Below are 18317 nucleotides of genomic sequence, written 5' to 3' on the forward strand. Positions count from 1 at the left end.
TTCTCACAAGTAATCAGTCACTGAGCAGGCGGCCGGTGCGCAGCGGCGTGCGCCCTGCCACTTTGGCCATCCACAGGCCCGGCTGGGCGTAGCGCAGTTTTTCGATGGCGAACAGCACACCGGCCGTACCGGCGCAGACGGTGCTGGCGCGGTCGTTCAGCGGGTCGATGACCTCGAACAGCGGCTCGCCGGGCTCGACCCACGCACCCGCCGGGCGCAGAAAGGTCAGCACGCCGGGGTGGGGCGCATAAATCATTTCCGTGCCTTCGAACGGCATGCCTTCACAGGCTTCGTGTTGCGGCTGCGGCCATTCACCGGCGATCAGGCCCTGTCCGGCGAGGAACGCCAGAATGCCCTCGGCGTACGCCTCGGCCTCGTCCTTGCCAGTGTTGGCCTGGCCGCCCAACTCGACGGTGGTGGACATGCACGCCAGCGGAATCTGTGCTTCGGGGAAGCGCTTGGCCAGACGCAGCCACGGCAGCGAGCAGGCTTCGTCGAACGAACTGCCGCCGGAGTCTTCTGCCAGCAGGCCGACGCTGACGCCGAGGTACGCCGCCAGCGAGCGCCATTGTGGCCAATGCTGGGGCAGCGCGTACATATGCAGAGCAGCGTCGGTATCACAGTGCAGATCGAGGACGATGTCGGCATCGCAGGCATGGCTCAACAACACCCGCTGCATGCCCGCCAGCTCGCTGCCGGCCGGCGGCAGTTGCGCCAGCACGTCGGCCATGGCCTGACGGATCAAGCCGATGTTGGCGTGGGCATCGTCACCCAGTTTGCCGGCCAGACGCTCGGCCACCGGCTCGCTCAGTTCGGTGAAATCGCGGTTGAAGTTCTTGCCGCTGGCATAGTCGAAACGCCCCTGGTGGTTGCCTTGCAGCAACTGACCCAGACCGATCGGGTTGGCCACCGGCACCAGCTCGACGACGCCCTTGAGCAGGCCCTGCTCTTCCAGTTGCGCCAGACGCTTTTTCAGCTCCCAGGCAGTGCGCATACCCGGCAGTTCGTCGGCGTGCAGGCTGGCCTGGATGTAGGCCTTGCGTTCGCCCTGGCCGAAACGGAACACACTCAACGTGCGTTGGGTGCCGAGGTTGCCCCACGGCAGCTCATGATCGATGCGTTGCATATCAGTGTTTCCTCGGTGCGAGGTAACTGAGCCAGCGGCGCTCGGCCAGCTTGAACAGTTTCACCAGAATGAAAGTCAGGACCAGATAGAACACGCCGGCGGTGATGTACGCCTCGAACGGCAGATAGAACTGCGCGTTGACCGTGCGCGCCGCGCCGGTGATGTCGATCAGGGTGACGATGGACGCCAGACTGGTGGTCTGCAGCATCATGATCACCTCGTTGCTGTACTGCGGCAGCGCCCGGCGCAGGGCCGACGGCAGCAGAATGCGGCGATACATCTTGGCCTTGGACATGCCCATGGCGCGGGCCGCTTCGATCTCGCCCGGTGGCGTGGATTTCAGGCTGCCGGCGATGATTTCAGCGGTGTAGGCGCTGGTGTTGATGGCAAAGGCCAGGCAGGCGCAGAAGGTGGCGCTGGACAGCAGCGGCCAGAGGAAGCTCTCGCGCACCGCCTCGAACTGGGCCAGGCCGTAATAGATCAGGAACAGCTGCACCAGCATCGGCGTGCCGCGGATCACGTAGGTGTAACCCCAGGCCAGGCCGTTGACCCAGGCGACTTTCGACACCCGCATCAGGCCCAGCGGCAGTGCCGCCAGCAAGCCGAAGAACAGCGACAGCGCGAGCAGTTTGAGGGTGATCAACAGGCCGCCGAAGTACAGCGGCAGGTTATCCCAGACGACGTTGTAATCGAAAATCATAGGTCTGCCACCCTGACACCGGCCGAATAGCGTTTCTCGACATAGCGCAGTACCAGCAGCGAGACGCTGGTGATGACCAGGTACATGGCCGCGACTGCGAGGAAAAAGGTGAAGGGTTCGCGGGTGGCATCGGCCGCCTGCTTGGCCTTGAACATCATGTCTTGCAGGCCAACCACGGAAATCAGCGCGGTGGCCTTGGTCAGTACCAGCCAGTTGTTGGTGAAACCGGGAATCGCCAGACGGATCATCTGCGGCACCAGGATGCGGAAGAACACCCGCATGCGGCTCATGCCGTAGGCCATGCCGGCTTCCGCCTGACCTTTGGGGATCGCCATGAAGGCACCACGGAAGGTTTCCGACAGATAGGCACCAAAAATGAAACCCAGCGTGCCGATACCGGCCATCAGCGGGTTCAGGTCGATGTAGTCGTCGTGGCCGAGCAGCGGCGCGACGCGGTTGAGCAGGTCCTGACCGCCGTAGAAAATCAGCAGGATCAGCACCAGATCGGGAATGCCACGAATGACGGTGGAATACAGGTCGCCCAGCCAGGCCAGCCAGCGCACCGGCGACAGGCGCAGCGCCACGCCGATCAGGCCGAGCACGATGGCCAGTGCCATCGAGCACAGCGCCAGCTGCAGCGTCAGCCATGCACCGTCGAGGATGACGGCTCCGTAGCCTTTCAACATGTTGTATGGCCCTCGAGCGCGGGATAGAAAAATGGCGCGGTCAGCAGGTCTGCAAACCCACCGACGGCGCCATTACGGGCAGCTTCGACTTACTTGCCGTAGATGTCGAAGTTGAAGTACTTGTCCTGGATCGCCTTGTACTTGCCGTTTGCACGGATGGCGGCGATGGCGGCATTGATCTTGTCCAGATCGGCCTTGTCGCCCTTGCGCACCGCGATGCCTACGCCGTCACCGAAGTAGTTGACGTCAGTGAAGGCCGGGCCGACGAACGCGTAGCCTTTGCCGGCGTCGGTGTTCAGGAAGCCGTCCTGCAGCAGGGTCGCGTCAGCCACGGTGCCGTCCAGACGACCGGCGCCGATGTCCAGGTAGATCTCGTTCTGCGAGCTGTACGGTTTGACTTCGGCACCCAGCGGGGCCAGGACTTCCTTGGCGAAACGCTCGTGGATCGAACCGCGCTGCACGCCGATGTTCTTGCCCTTGAGCTCGGTCATCGCATCGCTGACCACAGTGCCCTGCTTCATGACCAGACGTGCCGGGGTGTTGTAGTACTTGTTGGTGAAGTCGACCGACTTCTTGCGATCTTCGGTGATCGACATCGACGACAGGATGGCGTCGATCTTGCGCACCTTCAGCGCCGGGATCAGGCCGTCGAATTCCTGCTCGACCCACACGCACTTGACCTTCATCTCTTCGCACAGGGCATTGCCGATGTCGTAGTCGAAGCCGACGATGCTGCCGTCCGGTGCTTTGGAGGCGAATGGAGGGTAAGCCGCTTCAATACCGATTTTCAGTGGCTTTTCATCGGCAAACGCAGGCTGTACCAACACGGACAGCGCCAGCGCACCCAGCAGCATGAGCTTTTTCATTCTTGGAACTCCATCGGTATAACGCGACAAATGGCAGTGAGCGAAACGCTCAATGTGCAGAAGAAACATCTGAAATTGCGACGCGAGGTGCCGTCAGGTACGAGGCCCGACAAGCCTTCGGCGAGTGACCGGCATTTTAGCGACAGGCTGTAAGTCGATATTTCTTCAATGCGACAAGTAGTTACAGAAGCATCGAGAAAGCCGTTCAACCTGATTGACAACCCCGACAGCTTGTGCCAGAGCCTGTTGAGGCAAACCTATCAACGAAGCAAATAACGCGCCCATTATTGGCAAAGCCTTCTAATCCGGCAAGTCCGGCGGGGCTTCAGGGTGCGCTTGCGCGATGGAATGCATGCCCGACGAGTCGATTCGCCCCAACGTGGTGCGTACGGTGACAGGGCGAAATCGGCGGTAACAAATCGATATATATCCCCTTTACATGCAACTCGCGCCCTGTAGGAGTGAGCTTGCTCGCGAAGGCGATTTCCCTGAACCCCATTTGCTGACTGACACACCGCCATCGCGAGCAAGCTCACTCCTACAAAAAGCGGTGCCTCACCCTCGCTGAATACCTGTCCTGCCTCCCGACAAAAACTAAAACGCCCCACCCGGCTCTCACCGGATGGGGCGTCGTTCAAGCCCTGAGCGTCAGGCGACGTTCATGGTCTTGTGGGTTTCCACCAGATGGGCCACTACGCCCGGATCGGCAAGGGTCGAGATGTCGCCCAGCGCGTCGTACTCGCCAGTGGCGATCTTGCGCAGGATGCGGCGCATGATCTTGCCCGAACGGGTCTTCGGCAGGCCCGGCGCCCACTGAATGACGTCCGGCGAGGCAATCGGGCCAATCTCTTTACGCACCCAGTTGCGCAGCTCGATGCGCAGGGCTTCGTCCGGCACTTCGCCGCCGTTGAGGGTGACGTAGACGTAGATGCCCTGTCCTTTCAGATCGTGCGGCACGCCGACCACTGCCGCCTCGGCGACTTTCGGGTGGGCGACCATGGCGCTTTCGATCTCGGCGGTACCCATGCGGTGGCCGGAAACGTTGAGCACGTCATCCACACGACCGGTGATCCAGTAGTAGCCGTCTTCGTCACGGCGGGCGCCGTCACCGGTGAAGTACATGCCACGGAAGGTCTTGAAGTAGGTATCGACGAAGCGGTCATGGTCGCCGTACAGGCTGCGCGACTGACCCGGCCACGAATCGAGGATCACCAGATTGCCTTCGGCCGCGCCTTCGATGAGGTTGCCGAGGTTGTCCACCAGCGCCGGAATCACGCCAAAGAACGGACGGGTCGCCGAGCCCGGCTTGAGCGCAGTGGCGCCCGGCAGCGGGCTGATCAGGATGCCGCCGGTTTCGGTCTGCCACCAGGTGTCGACGATCGGGCACTTCTGGTTGCCGACCGTGTTGTAGTACCAGTTCCAGGCTTCCGGGTTGATCGGCTCGCCCACCGAACCCAGCAGGCGCAGGCTCGAACCGTCGGCGCCTTCGACCGCCTTGGTACCTTCAGCCATCATCGCGCGGATCGCGGTCGGTGCGGTGTAGAGGATGTTGACCTTGTGCTTGTCGATGATCTTCGACATGCGGGTGATGTCCGGATAGTTCGGCACGCCTTCGAACAGCAGCGTGGTCGCGCCATTGGCCAGCGGACCGTACACGATGTAGCTGTGGCCAGTGACCCAGCCGACGTCGGCGGTGCACCAGTAGATTTCGCCCGGCTTGTAGTCGAACACGCGCTCGTGAGTCAGCGCGGCGTACAGCAGGTAACCGGCGGTGGTGTGCAGCACGCCTTTCGGCTTGCCGGTGGAACCGGACGTGTAAAGGATGAACAGCGACTCTTCGGCGCCCATTTCTTTCGGCGCACAGGTAGTCGACGCCACTTCCAGCAGCGCGTGGTACCAGATGTCACGGTGGCGGTTCCACTCGATCTCGCCGCCGGTGCGCTTGCACACGATGACTTTCTGCACGCTGCTGGTTTCAGGGTTGGTCAGGGCGCGATCGACGTTGGCCTTGAGCGCGGTTCTCTTGCCGCCACGCAGACCTTCGTCGGCGGTAATCACCACTTTCGAGCGGCAGTCGATGATGCGACCGGCCAGTGCTTCCGGCGAGAAGCCACCGAACACCACCGAATGGATCGCACCGATGCGGGCACAGGCCAGCATGGCGACCACGGCTTCGGGGATCATCGGCATATAGATGGTGACCACGTCACCACGGTGGACATCCTGGCCGCGCAGGGCGTTGGCGAATTTGCAGACTTCTTCGTGCAGTTCGCGATAGGTGATGTTGCGGCTTTCGGAAGGATCGTCGCCTTCCCAGATGATTGCGACCTGATCGCCACGCTCGGCCAGATGGCGGTCAAGGCAGTTGTAGGAAACGTTCAGCGTGCCATCGGCGAACCATTTGATGTCGACGCGGTGGTCGTCGAAGGAGGTCTGTTTGACGGTGGTGAAAGGCTTGATCCAGTCCAGGCGCTTGGCCTGTTCGCGCCAGAAGCCATCGGGGTTGACCACCGACTGCTGGTACATGGCCTTGTAGGTCGCCTCATCAGTCAGCGTATTGGCTGCCACTTCAGGGCGGACGGGGTACAGGGAAGCCGCACTCATCTTTCTTACCTCGGTGGAAATGTTGTTTTTGTATGAAACCGTTGTATCTGCCGATGGCCGGGAAAGCCATTCGACGATGGTCTTACCGGACCTCAGCATAACGCCGAAAAGGCCCTGGGTGGCCGGTTCTGCGCAAATCTTCATATTCGCGCTACGACCAAAGAACTAGAGCGGGCGGTCGAATCACCGTGAAAAACAGCGATTGTTGCAGGAATGCTTAACAGTCTTTATCAGAATGGTTTCTATATGAAATCCGGGCACCGCCCTACAATTCGTTTCGCCACCACGGCACTGGATTGACAACTAACAGCCCCCCACACCGGCTTGTCTTTCCTGGAACTTAAACACGTTAACAACTGGCTTCACGCAGAACCTCACAAGGGTTTTGTGCGCCCTGCCGGGCGGAATTCTGCCCGGCAGACTTTCTGAAGAACCGAGAGGAAACATTTAAATGAAAGCTGCACTGGTTGTAATGGCTCTTTGTGGTTTCAGCGCTGCGGCAATGGCGCAGGAAGGACCGAAAGAAAACTCCAGCCAAGCACAACCTGTCGAGCCGTACACTTACTCGACACACCTGGACATCGCCAAGGTCATTTCCGTGGATGAAGTCCCCAACGTCTGCGCCGTCGTGCCGCAGCACATGACTTACGAAGACTCTCAGGGCAAGCGCCATGTGATGGAGTATCTGGTCATGGGCAACGGTTGCAGCAACGGTTGATACAACAGCCAGTCTTCCTGTAGGAGTGAGCTTGCTCTGGGCGGCATCCCGACGATGGCGATATATCAGCAACCTGGACATCGACCGCTATACCGTTATCGCGAGCAAGCTCACTCCTACAATTAATTTCTGTGAAAGTTAATCCTGCCCCACCCCATAACTTCGCAACTTGTTGGCAATCGTTGTATGCGACACCCCCAATCGTTTAGCCAATAACCGGCTACTGGGGTGCGCCGAATACAATTGTTCCAATACCGCCTTTTCAAATCGCCCGACAATATCGTCCAGACCGCCTTCCAGAGAGAACTCTCCCAGCGGTTGACGCACGCCATAATCCGGCAAGCGGATATGTTCGGCCTTGACCGTGCCGCCCTCGCATAACGACACCGCCTGGAACAGCACGTTTTCCAGTTGCCGCACATTGCCGGGCCAGTGGTACTGGCTCAGACGCTCCATGGCGGCCGCCGCGATCTTCGGCAGCGGGCAACCGATCTGCCGGCTGGCCTGATCGAGGAAGTGCTCGACCAACGGGCCCAGCCCGTCCAGACATTCGCGCAGCGGCGGAATGTGCAGCGACAGCACGTTGAGGCGGTGATACAGGTCCTGGCGAAACTCGCCCCGGGCGCACAGCTCGGACAGATCGACCTGAGTCGCGCAGATCACCCGCACGTCCAGAAACACCTCCTCGTCACTGCCGACCCGGCGAAAGCAACCGTCTTGCAGGAATCGCAACAATTTCGCCTGCAGCCGCGCGCTCATTTCCGCCACGCCGTCGAGAAACAGCGTGCCGCCTGCGGTCAGTTCCAGCAGACCCAGCTTGCCTTCGGCCCGCGCGCCCTCGAACGCGCCCGGCCCATAACCGAACAGCTCGGTTTCCGCCATCGACTCGGACAGGCCCGCACAGTTGAGCGCCATCATCGGTGACTGTCCGCGCGGGCTGGCGAGATGGCAGGCGCGGGCAAGCAGCTCCTTGCCGGTACCGGTTTCGCCTTCGATCAGCAACGGCGCATCCAGCGGCGCCATGCGCCGGGCTTCGCGCACCACTGCGGCCATCACTTTCGAGCTCTGGAAGATGCTGTCGAAACCGCGCAGCTCCTGCTTGCGCACGTTATAGATGTGCTCACCGACACGGTCGGCGCGGTGCAAAGTCAGCACCGCACCCGCCATGGCCTCGCTGTCTTCATGCTCGGATTGCAGCGGCGCGATGTCGGCCAGAAATACATCGCCCTTGATCTTGACCCGCAGGCCATTGATCCGCGACCGGTTGGCCCGCACCAGTTGCGGCAGGTCGAAATCCTCGGTGTAGCGGGACAGCGGAATGCCCGGCACTTCGTCGACGCGAACGCCCAGCAACTGCGCCGCCGAACGGTTGCCGGCGACAATGGAACCGCCCATGTCGATGGACAGCACCGGAAACTCCAGCGCGCCGAGCAAGGCATTCAGCTCCATGTGCCGCCGTTCGCTGGGAATCAGCCCGACCCGCTTGACGCCGAACACGCCGGGAATGGTTTCGAACTTGGGCACCAGCGCCTGAAATTGCAGATTGATCAGGTTCGGGCAACGCAGATAGATGGCGTCGCCATGCTCGCCACCGACTTCGCCGCCGGACACGTTGACGCCGTAGGCCACCAGCAGTTCGAGAATGTCGCGCAGGATGCCGACGCGGTTCTGGCAATGCACTTTGATACGCATGAAGGAGACCCGTATGACGGAGACTTTTTGTAATGCCCTGAAGTTTACCGTCAGGAATTCTTTACAGCGAGCAGCTGTTACTGCGCCATCGCCGCACAGCCTCACAACGAAAAACGCTCAGTCGTAACGTTTTCTTTACGACCCACCCCCTTTCTTGCCCTGAAACCGCCAGTCGTCTCGCGCTCACTTCCTCCGCGCCGGGTTATCTATAGAGAAAGGTCGGCATGACCGATCCGTATCAGCTCCAGATAACAACAAACCATTCAGGAGAGCAGCATGAGCACGCAGTACGTTGCCCGAGAGCCGGATGCCAGCGGGTTCATCGACTACCCGGACGCCGAACATGCGGTGTGGAATACCCTGATCACCCGTCAGTTGAAGGTGATCGAAGGCCGCGCCTGTCAGGATTACCTCGACGGCATCGAACAGCTGAACCTGCCCCACGAGCGCATTCCGCAACTGGGCGAGATCAACCGGGTGCTGGAACGCACCACTGGCTGGCAAGTCGCGCGGGTGCCGGCGCTGATTCCTTTCCAGACCTTCTTTGAATTGCTCGCCAGCAAGCGATTTCCCGTGGCGACCTTCATTCGCACCGAAGAAGAGCTGGACTACCTGCAAGAACCCGACATTTTTCACGAAGTCTTCGGCCACTGCCCGCTGCTGACCAACCCGTATTTCGCCGAATTCACCCACACCTACGGCAAGCTTGGCCTGGCCGCGACCAAGGAACAGCGCGTGTATCTGGCGCGGCTGTACTGGATGACCATTGAATTCGGTCTGGTGGAAACCGCTCAGGGCCGACGCATCTACGGCGGTGGCATTCTTTCCTCGCCGAAAGAGACCCTGTACAGCCTGTCGTCGACTCCCAAACATCAGGCCTTCGACCCGGTCGAAGCCATGCGCACGCCGTACCGCATCGACATTCTGCAACCGCTGTATTTTGTCCTGCCGGACCTCAAGCGTCTGTTCGATCTGGCCCATGAAGACATCATGGCCATGGTCACTACCGCGACCGGGCTGGGGCTGCATGCGCCGCTCTTTGCGCCAAAACAGCAGCCAGCCAAAACAAACGCCGCTTAAAACAAGGAACCTGTTAATGACCGCACTCAACCAAGCCCACTGCGAAGCCTGCCGCGCCGACGCCCCGCAAGTCAGCGAAGCCGAATTGCCGGAACTGCTGCGCCAGATTCCCGACTGGAACATCGAAGTCCGCGACGGCGTGATGCAGCTGGAAAAGGTCTATCTCTTCAAGAATTTCAAATTTGCGCTGGCGTTTACCAACGCGGTCGGCGAAATTGCCGAAGCCGAAGGTCACCACCCCGGTCTTCTGACCGAATGGGGCAAAGTGACCGTGACCTGGTGGAGCCATTCGATCAAAGGGCTGCACCGCAACGATTTCATCATGGCCGCCCGAACCGACGAGGTGGCCACAGGCGCCGAGGGCCGTAAGTAAATGCATTTTTCACAGATTCAGCGCGTACCGGACGATCCGATCCTGGGCTTGATTCAGGCCTATGCCAAAGACCCCAACCCGAACAAGTTCGACCTGGGCGTTGGCGTGTACAAGAACGCGCAGGGCCTGACCACCATCCCGCGCGCGGTGAAACTGGCCGAGCAGCGTCTGGTGGATTCGCAGCCGACCAAGACCTACATTGGCGGCCATGGCGAGCCGCGCTTCGGCGCGCTGATCTGTGAACTGGTCATGGGCGCCGACTCGCCACTGATCAAGGAAAAACGTGTCGGCGCCACCCAGACTCCGGGCGGCACCGGCGCACTGCGCCTGAGCGCCGACTTCATCGCCAATTGCCTGCCGGGCAAGGGCATCTGGCTGAGCGATCCGACCTGGCCGATCCACGAAACCATTTATGCCGCCGCCGGCCTGAAGGTCAGTCACTACCCGTACGTGGGCAGCGACAACAAGCTCAACGTCCCGGCCATGCTGGAAACCCTGAACACCGTGCCGGAAGGCGACGTGGTGCTGCTGCACGCCTGCTGCCACAACCCGACCGGTTTCGATCTGAGCCATGCCGACTGGCAGGAAGTGCTGAAAATCGTCAAACGCCGCAACCTGCTGCCGCTGATCGACTTCGCCTACCAGGGTTTTGGCGACGGCCTGGAACAGGACGCCTGGGCGGTGCGCCTGTTCGCCGCCGAGCTGCCGGAACTGCTGATCACCAGTTCCTGCTCGAAAAACTTCGGTCTGTACCGTGAACGTACCGGCGCCTTGCTGGTGTGTGCCGACAATCCGGAAAAACTGATGGATGTGCGCAGCCAGCTGTCGGCAACCGCGCGCAACCTGTGGTCCAACCCACCGGATCACGGCGCCGCCGTGGTGGCCGAGATCCTTGGCGATCCAGAGCTGAAACAGCTGTGGGCCGATGAGGTGGAAGAAATGCGCAGCCGCATCGCGCAATTGCGTCAGGGGCTTGTGGAAGCACTGACACCGCTGGGCCTCGGCGAACGCTTCGCCCACATCGGTGTGCAGCGCGGGATGTTTTCCTACACCGGCATGAACGACGATCAGGTCGCCCGCCTGCGCAACGAGCACAGCGTGTACATGGTCGCCGCCGGCCGCGCCAACGTCGCCGGCATCGACGCCACCCGCCTGGATGCACTGGCGGCGGCGTTTGCGGCGGTGTGTAAAGACTGATCGACCGCGCACGTTGCGATTGATGCGGTCCCTTGTGGGAGGGATCGGAGGTTACGACGGTCGCGAAAGCGGTGTGCCTGACACACCGCCATTCGCGAGCAGGGCTCCCTCCCACAAGGCTTCGCGCATGCAGCGAAGACGTTTTTCACCGTTCAGGTTGTAGGATTCAATCGCCACTACATGACCAACGGCCATCATAAAAATCTGATTGTCATCTGATGTGCTGTATCCTCCCTCTGCGTTTTTTGGACGCGCTGCCTATCGGCAGCTCAGGACAGTCCCCGCAACTCGGTGCACAACGCCGGTCCGCGATACTGAACCAAGCAACTTGTGAGGAGCGACAGACGATGCATGAAATCCCAAACTTCCCCTTCCCAAGCCAAACCCAGCAAAGCGCAGCAGCCCGTCAGGAACTCGGTCAGCCGATCGAGATGAAAGCCGGTGCGAAAGACAGTGACAGCAAGAAAGCCCAAAGCCCACGCTGAAGGCTGATTTTCAGCCCCTATGGAAGAGCGTCGTTTACGGTGTATTTCCATAAGGGCTGAAGACTCCGGGACCATGACCATGACCGATTTCACCGACACCCAGGCCCAGGCCCTGATCGGCACCGCCGAACAGATGATCGAGATCTGGGCACGCCTGAGCCCGGAAAAGCAGCAAGCGCTGCTGGCCCGTTTCGGCACTCAGGAAAACGCCCTCGCCGCGCTGATCACCACCCGGCTCGTGGCACCTGCGGATCAATAATTCCAAGCGCCTCCCCGGCAAAATCCGCATTTGATTCAATATTGATTCAATCTGTAACTGCCATGATCGGGCCTGCCTCGCTATCATGTGCGGCATCGCTTGCTTTCAAGCGTCTACGCTTCATTCAGTTTCATCTCCTCGCCGTCCCCTTCTGTCGTAACCGTGGATTGATGCCCATGCCAGACGCTTCGAGCGCCGCCACCCCACGCCCTATGGCTGTCACGCTGCAGGTCGTTTCCATTGTTTTGTTCACCTTTATCGGCTACCTGAACATCGGTATTCCGCTGGCGGTCCTGCCGGGGTATGTGCACACCGATCTGGGCTTCGGCGCCGTCACCGCAGGGCTGGTGATCAGCGTGCAGTATCTGGCGACGCTGCTCAGCCGGCCCTACGCGGGTCGCATCATCGATAACCGCGGTCCGAAAAAGGCGGTGATCATCGGCCTGTTCGGCTGCGGCCTGAGCGGCGTCTTCATGCTGGCGGCAAGCATCCTCGACGCCTGGCCGATGGTCAGCCTGGTCTGCCTGTTCATCGGCCGCCTGGTGCTGGGCAGCGCAGAAAGTCTGGTCGGTTCGGGCTCCATCGGCTGGGGCATCGGCCGCGTCGGTGCAGCAAACACCGCCAAGGTGATTTCCTGGAACGGCATCGCCAGTTACGGCGCACTGGCCATCGGCGCGCCGCTGGGCGTGCTGCTGGTCAACGCGCTGGGCCTGTGGAGCATGGGCGTGAGCATCATCCTGCTGGCGGCGCTGGGCATTTCCCTGGCCTGGAAAAAGACCCCGGCGCCGATTGTCCACGGTGAGCGCATGCCGTTCCTCCACGTGCTGGGCCGTGTGCTGCCCCATGGCACCGGGCTGGCGCTGGGCTCCATCGGTTTCGGCACCATCGCCACCTTCATCACCCTGTATTACGCCAGCCACACCTGGCCGAATGCGGTGCTGTGCCTGAGCCTGTTCGGCGCCTGTTTCATCGGTGCGCGGCTGTTGTTCGGCAACATGATCAACCGCATCGGCGGCTTCCGCGTGGCGATTGCCTGCCTGTCGGTGGAAACCCTGGGCCTGCTGCTGTTGTGGCTGGCACCCAGTCCGAACCTGGCGCTGGCCGGTGCGGCGCTGACCGGTTTCGGTTTCTCGCTGGTGTTTCCGGCGCTGGGTGTTGAGGCAGTGAATCTGGTGCCAGCATCCAGCCGTGGCGCAGCCGTGGGTGCCTATTCGCTGTTCATCGACCTGTCGCTGGGCATCACCGGTCCCGTGGCTGGCGCGGTGGCATCGGGCTTCGGCTTCGCTTCGATCTTTCTGTTCGCCGCACTGGCATCGCTGGGCGGGCTGGGCTTGAGCGTGTATCTGTACAAGCAGGCGCAGGTGCTGCGCGAACGAAAAGTGCCAGCCTGATCGACGCCGATCACGACATCACGGCGGTGACACCTCTTGCGGGTCTGACAGATGACCTGTGGGAGGGAGCCCTGCTCGCGAAGGCGTCCTGCCAGCCTCCTTCGCATTGAGAGGTCAGTCGCGTTCTGTAGGAGCCGGCTTGCTGGCGAACGCATCAGTCCAGTCAATGCAGTGCTGACAGACCCGACGTCTTCGCGAGCAGGGCTCCCTCCCACAGGGCTTGCATCGCCTGAAAGATCCAGGCCACCCGCTCGATCAGAAATCCACCTTTCCCCGCCCCGCCTTGATCGAACCGCGCTTGGACTTCGCTTCCAGGCGGCGGGTTTTCGAGCCCAGGGTCGGTTTGGTCGGGCGGCGTTTCTTTTCCACCTTCACCGCACCCAGAATCAGCTCGCGCAAACGCTCCAGAGCGTCGGCACGGTTCTGTTCCTGGGTGCGGTATTGCTGCGCCTTGATGATGATCACCCCGTCAGCGGTGATCCGGCTGTCGCGCAGCGCCAGCAGCCGCTCCTTGTGAAACGGCGGCAATGACGAGGCGTTGATATCGAAGCGCAGGTGCACCGCGCTGGACACCTTGTTGACGTTCTGGCCGCCGGCACCCTGGGCGCGGATGGCGGTCAGTTCGACCTCGGTGTCGGGCAGATGCACGCTGTTGGAAATGATCAACATCAAACTTGCCCCAAATCCAGGTTCTGTGGGAGCGGGCTTGCCCGCGAAGGCGTCGCGTCAGGCGACATTCGATGTCACGGGCAGTCAGCTATCGCGAGCAAGCTCACTCCTACAAGGATCGCGGCCTATTTGATAATCGAGGTGCGTTGCACCATCGATTCGGCGCTGGCGTCGCGTTTGCTCTTGATCAGGTAGAACACCCACATCGCCACCAGCCACACCGGAATCGCGTACACCGACACGCGGATACCCGGAATCATCAGCATGATGCCGAGGATCACCACCACGAAGGCCAGGCACAGGTAGTTGCCGTACGGATACCACAACGCCTTGAACAGCGACTGCTCACCGCTGCGCGCCTGATGCTGACGGAATTTCAGGTGCGAATAGCTGATCATCGCCCAGTTGATCACCAGGGTCGCGACCACCAGCGACATCAGCAGCTCCAGCGCATTCTGCGGGATCAAGTAGTTGAGCAGCACCGCGATCAGCGTCACTGCAGCCGACACCAGAATCGCCCGCACCGGCACACCACGACCATCGACCCGCGCCAGCGACTGCGGCGCATCGCCCTGCTCGGCCATGCCGAACAGCATCCGCGCGTTGCAGTAGGTGCCACTGTTGTACACCGACAGCGCAGCGGTCAGGACCACGAAGTTGAGAATGTGCGCCGCCGCGTTGCTGCCCAGCATCGAGAACACATGGACGAACGGGCTGCCGCTATAGGCATCGCCGGAGGCATTCAGATCGATCAGCAGTGCGTCCCATGGGGTCAGCGACAGCAGCACCACCAACGCACCGATATAGAAAATCAGGATGCGGTAGATGACCTGGTTGATCGCCTTGGGGATCACGGTCTTCGGCTGGTCGGCTTCAGCGGCGGTGAAACCGAGCATTTCCAGACCGCCGAACGAGAACATGATGAACGCCAAAGCCATCACCAGCCCGTTGACGCCGTTGGGGAAGAAGCCACCGTGGTCCCACAGGTTGCTGACAGAGGCTTGCGGGCCGCCGTTGCCGCTGACCAGCAGGTAGCTGCCCAGGGCGATCATGCCGACGATGGCCACCACCTTGATGATCGCGAACCAGAATTCGGCCTCGCCGAAGACCTTGACGTTGGCCAGGTTGATGACGTTGATCAGCAGGAAAAACACCGCTGCCGATGCCCACGACGGGATCTCGGGCCACCAGTACTGCACGTATTTGCCGACCGCGGTCAGCTCGGACATGCCGACCAGGATATACAGCACCCAGCAGTTCCAGCCGGACAGGAAGCCGGCGAAACCACCCCAGTATTTATGGGCGAAATGGCTGAACGACCCGGCAACCGGCTCTTCGACGATCATTTCACCCAGCTGGCGCATGATCATGAAAGCGATGAAGCCGCACAGGGCATAGCCGAGAATCATCGACGGACCCGCCGATTTCAAAACCCCTGCAGAACCCAGAAACAAGCCTGTGCCGATGGCGCCGCCAAGGGCGATCAGCTGGATATGGCGGTTTTTAAGACCACGCTTGAATTCACCCGAATGGGACATGTGTTCACTCATTGAATAGTCACCTTGTTGTTCTTGTCTGTGACGGAATCGAACCCGACGCGCTTATGACGCGGCGGAGTGAGACGGGGTCGGTAAACCCCGAATGGGGTGGCGTCCATACGCCGATGGTTCACAGAAAAAACGCGGCGCATTGTACACCGCCACGGTTGCAGTGGGTCGTTGCAAAGCTGTGCAACTGGTCAGGGATTTCGTCTCGTGCTGGCGGTGGACAAGCGGGTGGTGTTCGACGGGGAGTTCAGACTCGAAGCTTGATTTATGTGGGAGGGAGCCCTGCTCGCGAATGCGTCAGTTCAGTCAGTGATGTGTCGGCTGACACACCGCTTTCGCGAGCAGGGCTCCCTCCCACATCTGCGCCCATAAAAAAACGCCAGTCTCTCGACTGGCGTTTTTTCATTGCATGCCCGGTTTACTCAGGCTTCTTGCGACCGAAACCCGGGCGCTGGCCGGAGCCGGCGGTCGGGCTGCGGCGTTTGCCTGCCGGGGCCTTGTCGTCGCTCAGCTTGATGCCGGGACGGGTAGTTTTCGGCTTGCCCGGGCGCTTGTTCATTTCGCTCGGACGTTCAGCCACTGGCGTACCACGGCTGTTGTCGCTGCGACCGCCTGCCGCCGGACGCGGGGTACGCGCCGGACGACCGCCGTCAGCCGGCTTGCGGGCTGGACGCTCGTCATCGGCCATGCGTGGCTGGCGCGGCGCGCGTTCAGCTGGCACGGCATCCTTGGCCGGACGCAGCTGGCGAACGCGCTCGCCCTTGCCCAGTGGACGCGAAGACTGGCGTTGCAGACGCTCCAGCTTGTCCTTGGTCTTGGCGTTCATCGCCGGCATTGCTACCGGTTTCAGACCAACTTCAGCGCTGAGGATGTCGACTTCCTGCTGGCTCATTTCGCGCCAGCGGCCCATCGGCAGGTCGGAGTTGAGGAACACCGGACCGAAACGCACGCGCTTCAGGCGGCTGACCACCAGGCCCTGGGATTCCCACAGGCGACGGACTTCGCGGTTACGGCCTTCCATCACCACGCAGTGATACCAGTGGTTGAAGCCTTCACCGCCCGGCGCTTGCTGGATGTCGGTGAAACGCGCCGGACCGTCTTCGAGGATCACGCCGTTCTTCAGACGCAGCAGCATGTCGTCATCGACTTCACCGCGTACGCGCACGGCGTATTCGCGGTCCATCTCGAACGACGGGTGCATCAGGCGGTTGGCCAGTTCACCATCGGTGGTGAACATCAGCAGACCGGTGGTGTTGATGTCCAGACGGCCGATGTTGATCCAGCGGCCTTCTTTCGGACGCGGTAGGCGGTCGAATACGGTCGGACGGCCTTCAGGGTCGTCACGGGTGCAGATTTCGCCGTCCGGCTTGTTGTACATGATGACGCGGCGCACGGTTTCGGCCGCCTCTTCGCGCTTGATGACCCGGCCATCGACGCTGATAGCGTCGTGCAGGTCGACGCGCTGACCGAGGCTGGCCTGTACGCCGTTGACCTTGATCCGGCCTTCGCCGATCCAGGCTTCGACGTCACGGCGCGAGCCGACGCCGATGCGCGCCAGTACCTTTTGCAGTTTCTCGCCCGACGGGGCGATTTCCTGGCTGTCCTGCTTGTCGTGTTCACTCATCTGGGCACCTCCCGGTGTGTCGAATCAGGCCATGCGCGAGCGGGCGTGGCCTGTCGCCTGCTCTCGGAAAGAGAGCACGGCGTATCAAAGTGGAATCCTGGCGAGGATGGATCGCCAAAAGGTCGCGAATCATACGCTCATGGCGCGCGTTGCGCATCACAGACTAGATGAAAACATCGGCGTCATTTCTTTTTCCGCCGACCGGACGCCTTGAGCTTGATCAGCCGCCTGGCGGATTCGGCCAGTACCGAGCGCTTATCGTCCTTGTCCATTTTCTTCCACGAACGGATCTCGCGCTTGCTGCGCCCGCAGCCAAGGCAGATGTCGTCGTCGAATTTACAGATGCTGATGCAGGGGTCTTTGCTGCTCATGGGGTGCCCGAAAAATGCTGAACCGTAGAAGCCGGCTTGCTGGCGAACGCGATCTGTCGGATGGGCAGTCTTTGAATGACACACCGCATTCGCCAGCAAGCCGGCTCCCACAGGGATCGCATCGCCATCAAACCTGATGCAGATCTTCATCGTCCTGCGGCGCATCTTCCAATGCAGACTCTTTATCGGCCTCATCGACCAACAGGTCGTCGAAGTCGGTCTTGAGGCCCTGTTCCATGTTGTCGAGTTCGGCCAGCAGGCTGCGGAAGCTGGTTTCATCGCGCGGTTCCTCCGGCGCCTGCGGCTCGCCGTCTTCGGCCAGGGCGGCATCTGCCAGCGCCTGCAGGTGGGCCGGGACCGGCGCGTCATCGAAGTCCAGCACCGGCTCCGGTTCCATCTCGCGCAGGTCGGCCAGCGGCGGCAGTTCGTCGAGGTTCTTCAGGTTGAAGTGGTCAAGAAACGCCTTGGTAGTGGCGAACATCGCCGGTTTGCCCGGCACGTCGCGATAGCCGACGATCCTGATCCACTCGCGTTCCATCAGGGTCTTGACGATGTTGCTGTTGACCGCCACGCCGCGCACGTCCTCAATCTCGCCCCGGGTAATCGGCTGGCGATAGGCGATCAACGCCAGGGTTTCCAGCAAGGCCCGGGAATAACGCTGCGGCCGCTCTTCCCACAGACGCCCCACCCACGGCGCAAACTTCTCGCGAATCTGCAGGCGATAACCCGACGCCACTTCCTTCAACTCGAAAGCGCGGTTGTCGCAGGATTTGGCCAGCAGGGTCAGGGCCTTCTTGAACACCGCAGGTTCGGGACGCTCGGCCTCCTCGAACAGCTCGTACAGCCGCTCCAGCGATTGCGGTTTTCCGGAGGCCAGCAGAAAAGCTTCAAGCAGTGGCGCCAGTTCGCGGGGTTCGTTCAGGTTCATT

General features: G+C 61.2%; 17 protein-coding genes. 6 read left to right on the forward strand and 11 right to left on the reverse strand.

Going from position 1 to position 18317, the window contains the following annotated elements; all coding sequences use genetic code 11:
- Positions 1-13: 13 nt before the first annotated feature.
- From ACIPL0_RS14545 to acs, 5 genes are all read right to left on the reverse strand, one after another.
- Positions 14-1126: a succinylglutamate desuccinylase/aspartoacylase family protein gene (locus ACIPL0_RS14545; protein ID WP_400597186.1), complete on the reverse strand. Its 1113-nt coding sequence runs from the start codon at positions 1124-1126 to the stop codon at positions 14-16.
- 1 nt (position 1127) lies between these two features.
- Positions 1128-1826: an ABC transporter permease gene (locus tag ACIPL0_RS14550; RefSeq protein WP_400597185.1), complete on the reverse strand. Its 699-nt coding sequence runs from the start codon at positions 1824-1826 to the stop codon at positions 1128-1130.
- Entirely contained in the window at positions 1823-2512 is a 690-nt protein-coding gene (locus ACIPL0_RS14555; RefSeq protein ID WP_400597184.1) for an ABC transporter permease, read from the reverse strand. The genes ACIPL0_RS14550 and ACIPL0_RS14555 overlap by 4 nt, the downstream gene beginning before the upstream one ends.
- 89 nt (positions 2513-2601) lie before the next feature.
- Positions 2602-3378, reverse strand: a complete 777-nt coding sequence (locus ACIPL0_RS14560; protein WP_400597183.1) for an ABC transporter substrate-binding protein — start codon at positions 3376-3378, stop codon at positions 2602-2604.
- A 648-nt stretch (positions 3379-4026) separates the two neighbouring features.
- Positions 4027-5982, reverse strand: coding sequence for an acetate--CoA ligase (acs, locus tag ACIPL0_RS14565; RefSeq protein ID WP_400597182.1), 1956 nt, complete (start codon positions 5980-5982; stop codon positions 4027-4029).
- A gap of 451 nt (positions 5983-6433) precedes the next feature.
- Here acs and ACIPL0_RS14570 point away from each other — a divergent pair, with 451 nt between their 5' ends.
- Entirely contained in the window at positions 6434-6700 is a 267-nt protein-coding gene (locus tag ACIPL0_RS14570) for a DUF2790 domain-containing protein (protein WP_400597181.1), read from the forward strand.
- Between the two features lie 138 nt (positions 6701-6838).
- On the opposite strand, the gene ACIPL0_RS14575 is transcribed toward ACIPL0_RS14570, so the two are convergent.
- The gene (locus tag ACIPL0_RS14575; protein WP_400597180.1) at positions 6839-8392 is read right to left on the reverse strand and encodes a sigma-54-dependent transcriptional regulator; all 1554 of its coding nucleotides are present in this window, start codon (positions 8390-8392) and stop codon (positions 6839-6841) included.
- 276 nt (positions 8393-8668) lie between these two features.
- On the opposite strand from ACIPL0_RS14575, the gene phhA reads away from it, so the two are divergent.
- The 5 genes from phhA to ACIPL0_RS14600 all read left to right on the forward strand — a co-directional run bounded on the left by phhA (position 8669) and on the right by ACIPL0_RS14600 (position 13177).
- Positions 8669-9472, forward strand: a complete 804-nt coding sequence (gene phhA, locus ACIPL0_RS14580; protein WP_400597179.1) for a phenylalanine 4-monooxygenase — start codon at positions 8669-8671, stop codon at positions 9470-9472.
- 16 nt (positions 9473-9488) lie between these two features.
- Positions 9489-9845, forward strand: a complete 357-nt coding sequence (locus ACIPL0_RS14585; RefSeq protein ID WP_400597178.1) for a 4a-hydroxytetrahydrobiopterin dehydratase — start codon at positions 9489-9491, stop codon at positions 9843-9845.
- Complete coding sequence (locus ACIPL0_RS14590) at positions 9846-11042, forward strand: amino acid aminotransferase (protein WP_400597177.1); 1197 nt, start codon at positions 9846-9848, stop codon at positions 11040-11042.
- A gap of 564 nt (positions 11043-11606) precedes the next feature.
- Positions 11607-11786: a hypothetical protein gene (locus ACIPL0_RS14595; RefSeq protein ID WP_400597176.1), complete on the forward strand. Its 180-nt coding sequence runs from the start codon at positions 11607-11609 to the stop codon at positions 11784-11786.
- Positions 11787-11962: 176 nt separating this feature from the next.
- Positions 11963-13177, forward strand: coding sequence for an MFS transporter (locus tag ACIPL0_RS14600; RefSeq protein ID WP_400597175.1), 1215 nt, complete (start codon positions 11963-11965; stop codon positions 13175-13177).
- A 255-nt stretch (positions 13178-13432) separates the two neighbouring features.
- Here ACIPL0_RS14600 and arfB read toward each other — a convergent pair whose 3' ends face one another.
- The 5 genes from arfB to scpB all read right to left on the reverse strand — a co-directional run bounded on the left by arfB (position 13433) and on the right by scpB (position 18316).
- Positions 13433-13846 (reverse strand): alternative ribosome rescue aminoacyl-tRNA hydrolase ArfB, encoded by a 414-nt coding sequence (arfB, locus tag ACIPL0_RS14605; protein ID WP_400597174.1) that lies wholly within the window; start codon positions 13844-13846, stop codon positions 13433-13435.
- A gap of 125 nt (positions 13847-13971) precedes the next feature.
- Positions 13972-15396 (reverse strand): amino acid permease, encoded by a 1425-nt coding sequence (locus ACIPL0_RS14610; RefSeq protein ID WP_400597173.1) that lies wholly within the window; start codon positions 15394-15396, stop codon positions 13972-13974.
- A gap of 415 nt (positions 15397-15811) precedes the next feature.
- A complete protein-coding gene (rluB, locus tag ACIPL0_RS14615) occupies positions 15812-17017 on the reverse strand; it encodes a 23S rRNA pseudouridine(2605) synthase RluB (protein WP_400597172.1) in 1206 nt (401 codons plus the stop codon).
- A gap of 182 nt (positions 17018-17199) precedes the next feature.
- On the reverse strand, positions 17200-17388 hold the full coding sequence (locus ACIPL0_RS14620) for a DUF1289 domain-containing protein (protein WP_400597413.1): 189 nt from the start codon (positions 17386-17388) through the stop codon (positions 17200-17202).
- Between the two features lie 127 nt (positions 17389-17515).
- A complete protein-coding gene (scpB, locus tag ACIPL0_RS14625) occupies positions 17516-18316 on the reverse strand; it encodes an SMC-Scp complex subunit ScpB (RefSeq protein WP_400597171.1) in 801 nt (266 codons plus the stop codon).
- Position 18317 lies beyond the last annotated feature (1 nt).

The sequence above is a fragment of the Pseudomonas sp. NPDC090208 genome (assembly GCF_044746785.1).
Taxonomy (GTDB): Bacteria; Pseudomonadota; Gammaproteobacteria; order Pseudomonadales; family Pseudomonadaceae; genus Aquipseudomonas.

What these genes read in the sequence shown, in the direction of transcription:
- scpB (WP_400597171.1), bottom strand. Translation starts at nt 18,316, where the DNA reads ATGAACCTGAACGAACCCCGCGAACTGGCGCCACTGCTTGAAGCTTTT.
- ACIPL0_RS14595 (WP_400597176.1), top strand. Translation starts at nt 11,607, where the DNA reads ATGACCGATTTCACCGACACCCAGGCCCAGGCCCTGATCGGCACCGCC.
- ACIPL0_RS14570 (WP_400597181.1), top strand. Translation starts at nt 6,434, where the DNA reads ATGAAAGCTGCACTGGTTGTAATGGCTCTTTGTGGTTTCAGCGCTGCG.
- arfB (WP_400597174.1), bottom strand. Translation starts at nt 13,846, where the DNA reads ATGTTGATCATTTCCAACAGCGTGCATCTGCCCGACACCGAGGTCGAA.
- ACIPL0_RS14575 (WP_400597180.1), bottom strand. Translation starts at nt 8,392, where the DNA reads ATGCGTATCAAAGTGCATTGCCAGAACCGCGTCGGCATCCTGCGCGAC.
- ACIPL0_RS14590 (WP_400597177.1), top strand. Translation starts at nt 9,846, where the DNA reads ATGCATTTTTCACAGATTCAGCGCGTACCGGACGATCCGATCCTGGGC.
- acs (WP_400597182.1), bottom strand. Translation starts at nt 5,982, where the DNA reads ATGAGTGCGGCTTCCCTGTACCCCGTCCGCCCTGAAGTGGCAGCCAAT.
- phhA (WP_400597179.1), top strand. Translation starts at nt 8,669, where the DNA reads ATGAGCACGCAGTACGTTGCCCGAGAGCCGGATGCCAGCGGGTTCATC.
- ACIPL0_RS14560 (WP_400597183.1), bottom strand. Translation starts at nt 3,378, where the DNA reads ATGAAAAAGCTCATGCTGCTGGGTGCGCTGGCGCTGTCCGTGTTGGTA.
- ACIPL0_RS14620 (WP_400597413.1), bottom strand. Translation starts at nt 17,388, where the DNA reads ATGAGCAGCAAAGACCCCTGCATCAGCATCTGTAAATTCGACGACGAC.
- ACIPL0_RS14585 (WP_400597178.1), top strand. Translation starts at nt 9,489, where the DNA reads ATGACCGCACTCAACCAAGCCCACTGCGAAGCCTGCCGCGCCGACGCC.
- ACIPL0_RS14600 (WP_400597175.1), top strand. Translation starts at nt 11,963, where the DNA reads ATGCCAGACGCTTCGAGCGCCGCCACCCCACGCCCTATGGCTGTCACG.
- rluB (WP_400597172.1), bottom strand. Translation starts at nt 17,017, where the DNA reads ATGAGTGAACACGACAAGCAGGACAGCCAGGAAATCGCCCCGTCGGGC.
- ACIPL0_RS14610 (WP_400597173.1), bottom strand. Translation starts at nt 15,396, where the DNA reads ATGAGTGAACACATGTCCCATTCGGGTGAATTCAAGCGTGGTCTTAAA.
- ACIPL0_RS14555 (WP_400597184.1), bottom strand. Translation starts at nt 2,512, where the DNA reads ATGTTGAAAGGCTACGGAGCCGTCATCCTCGACGGTGCATGGCTGACG.
- ACIPL0_RS14545 (WP_400597186.1), bottom strand. Translation starts at nt 1,126, where the DNA reads ATGCAACGCATCGATCATGAGCTGCCGTGGGGCAACCTCGGCACCCAA.
- ACIPL0_RS14550 (WP_400597185.1), bottom strand. Translation starts at nt 1,826, where the DNA reads ATGATTTTCGATTACAACGTCGTCTGGGATAACCTGCCGCTGTACTTC.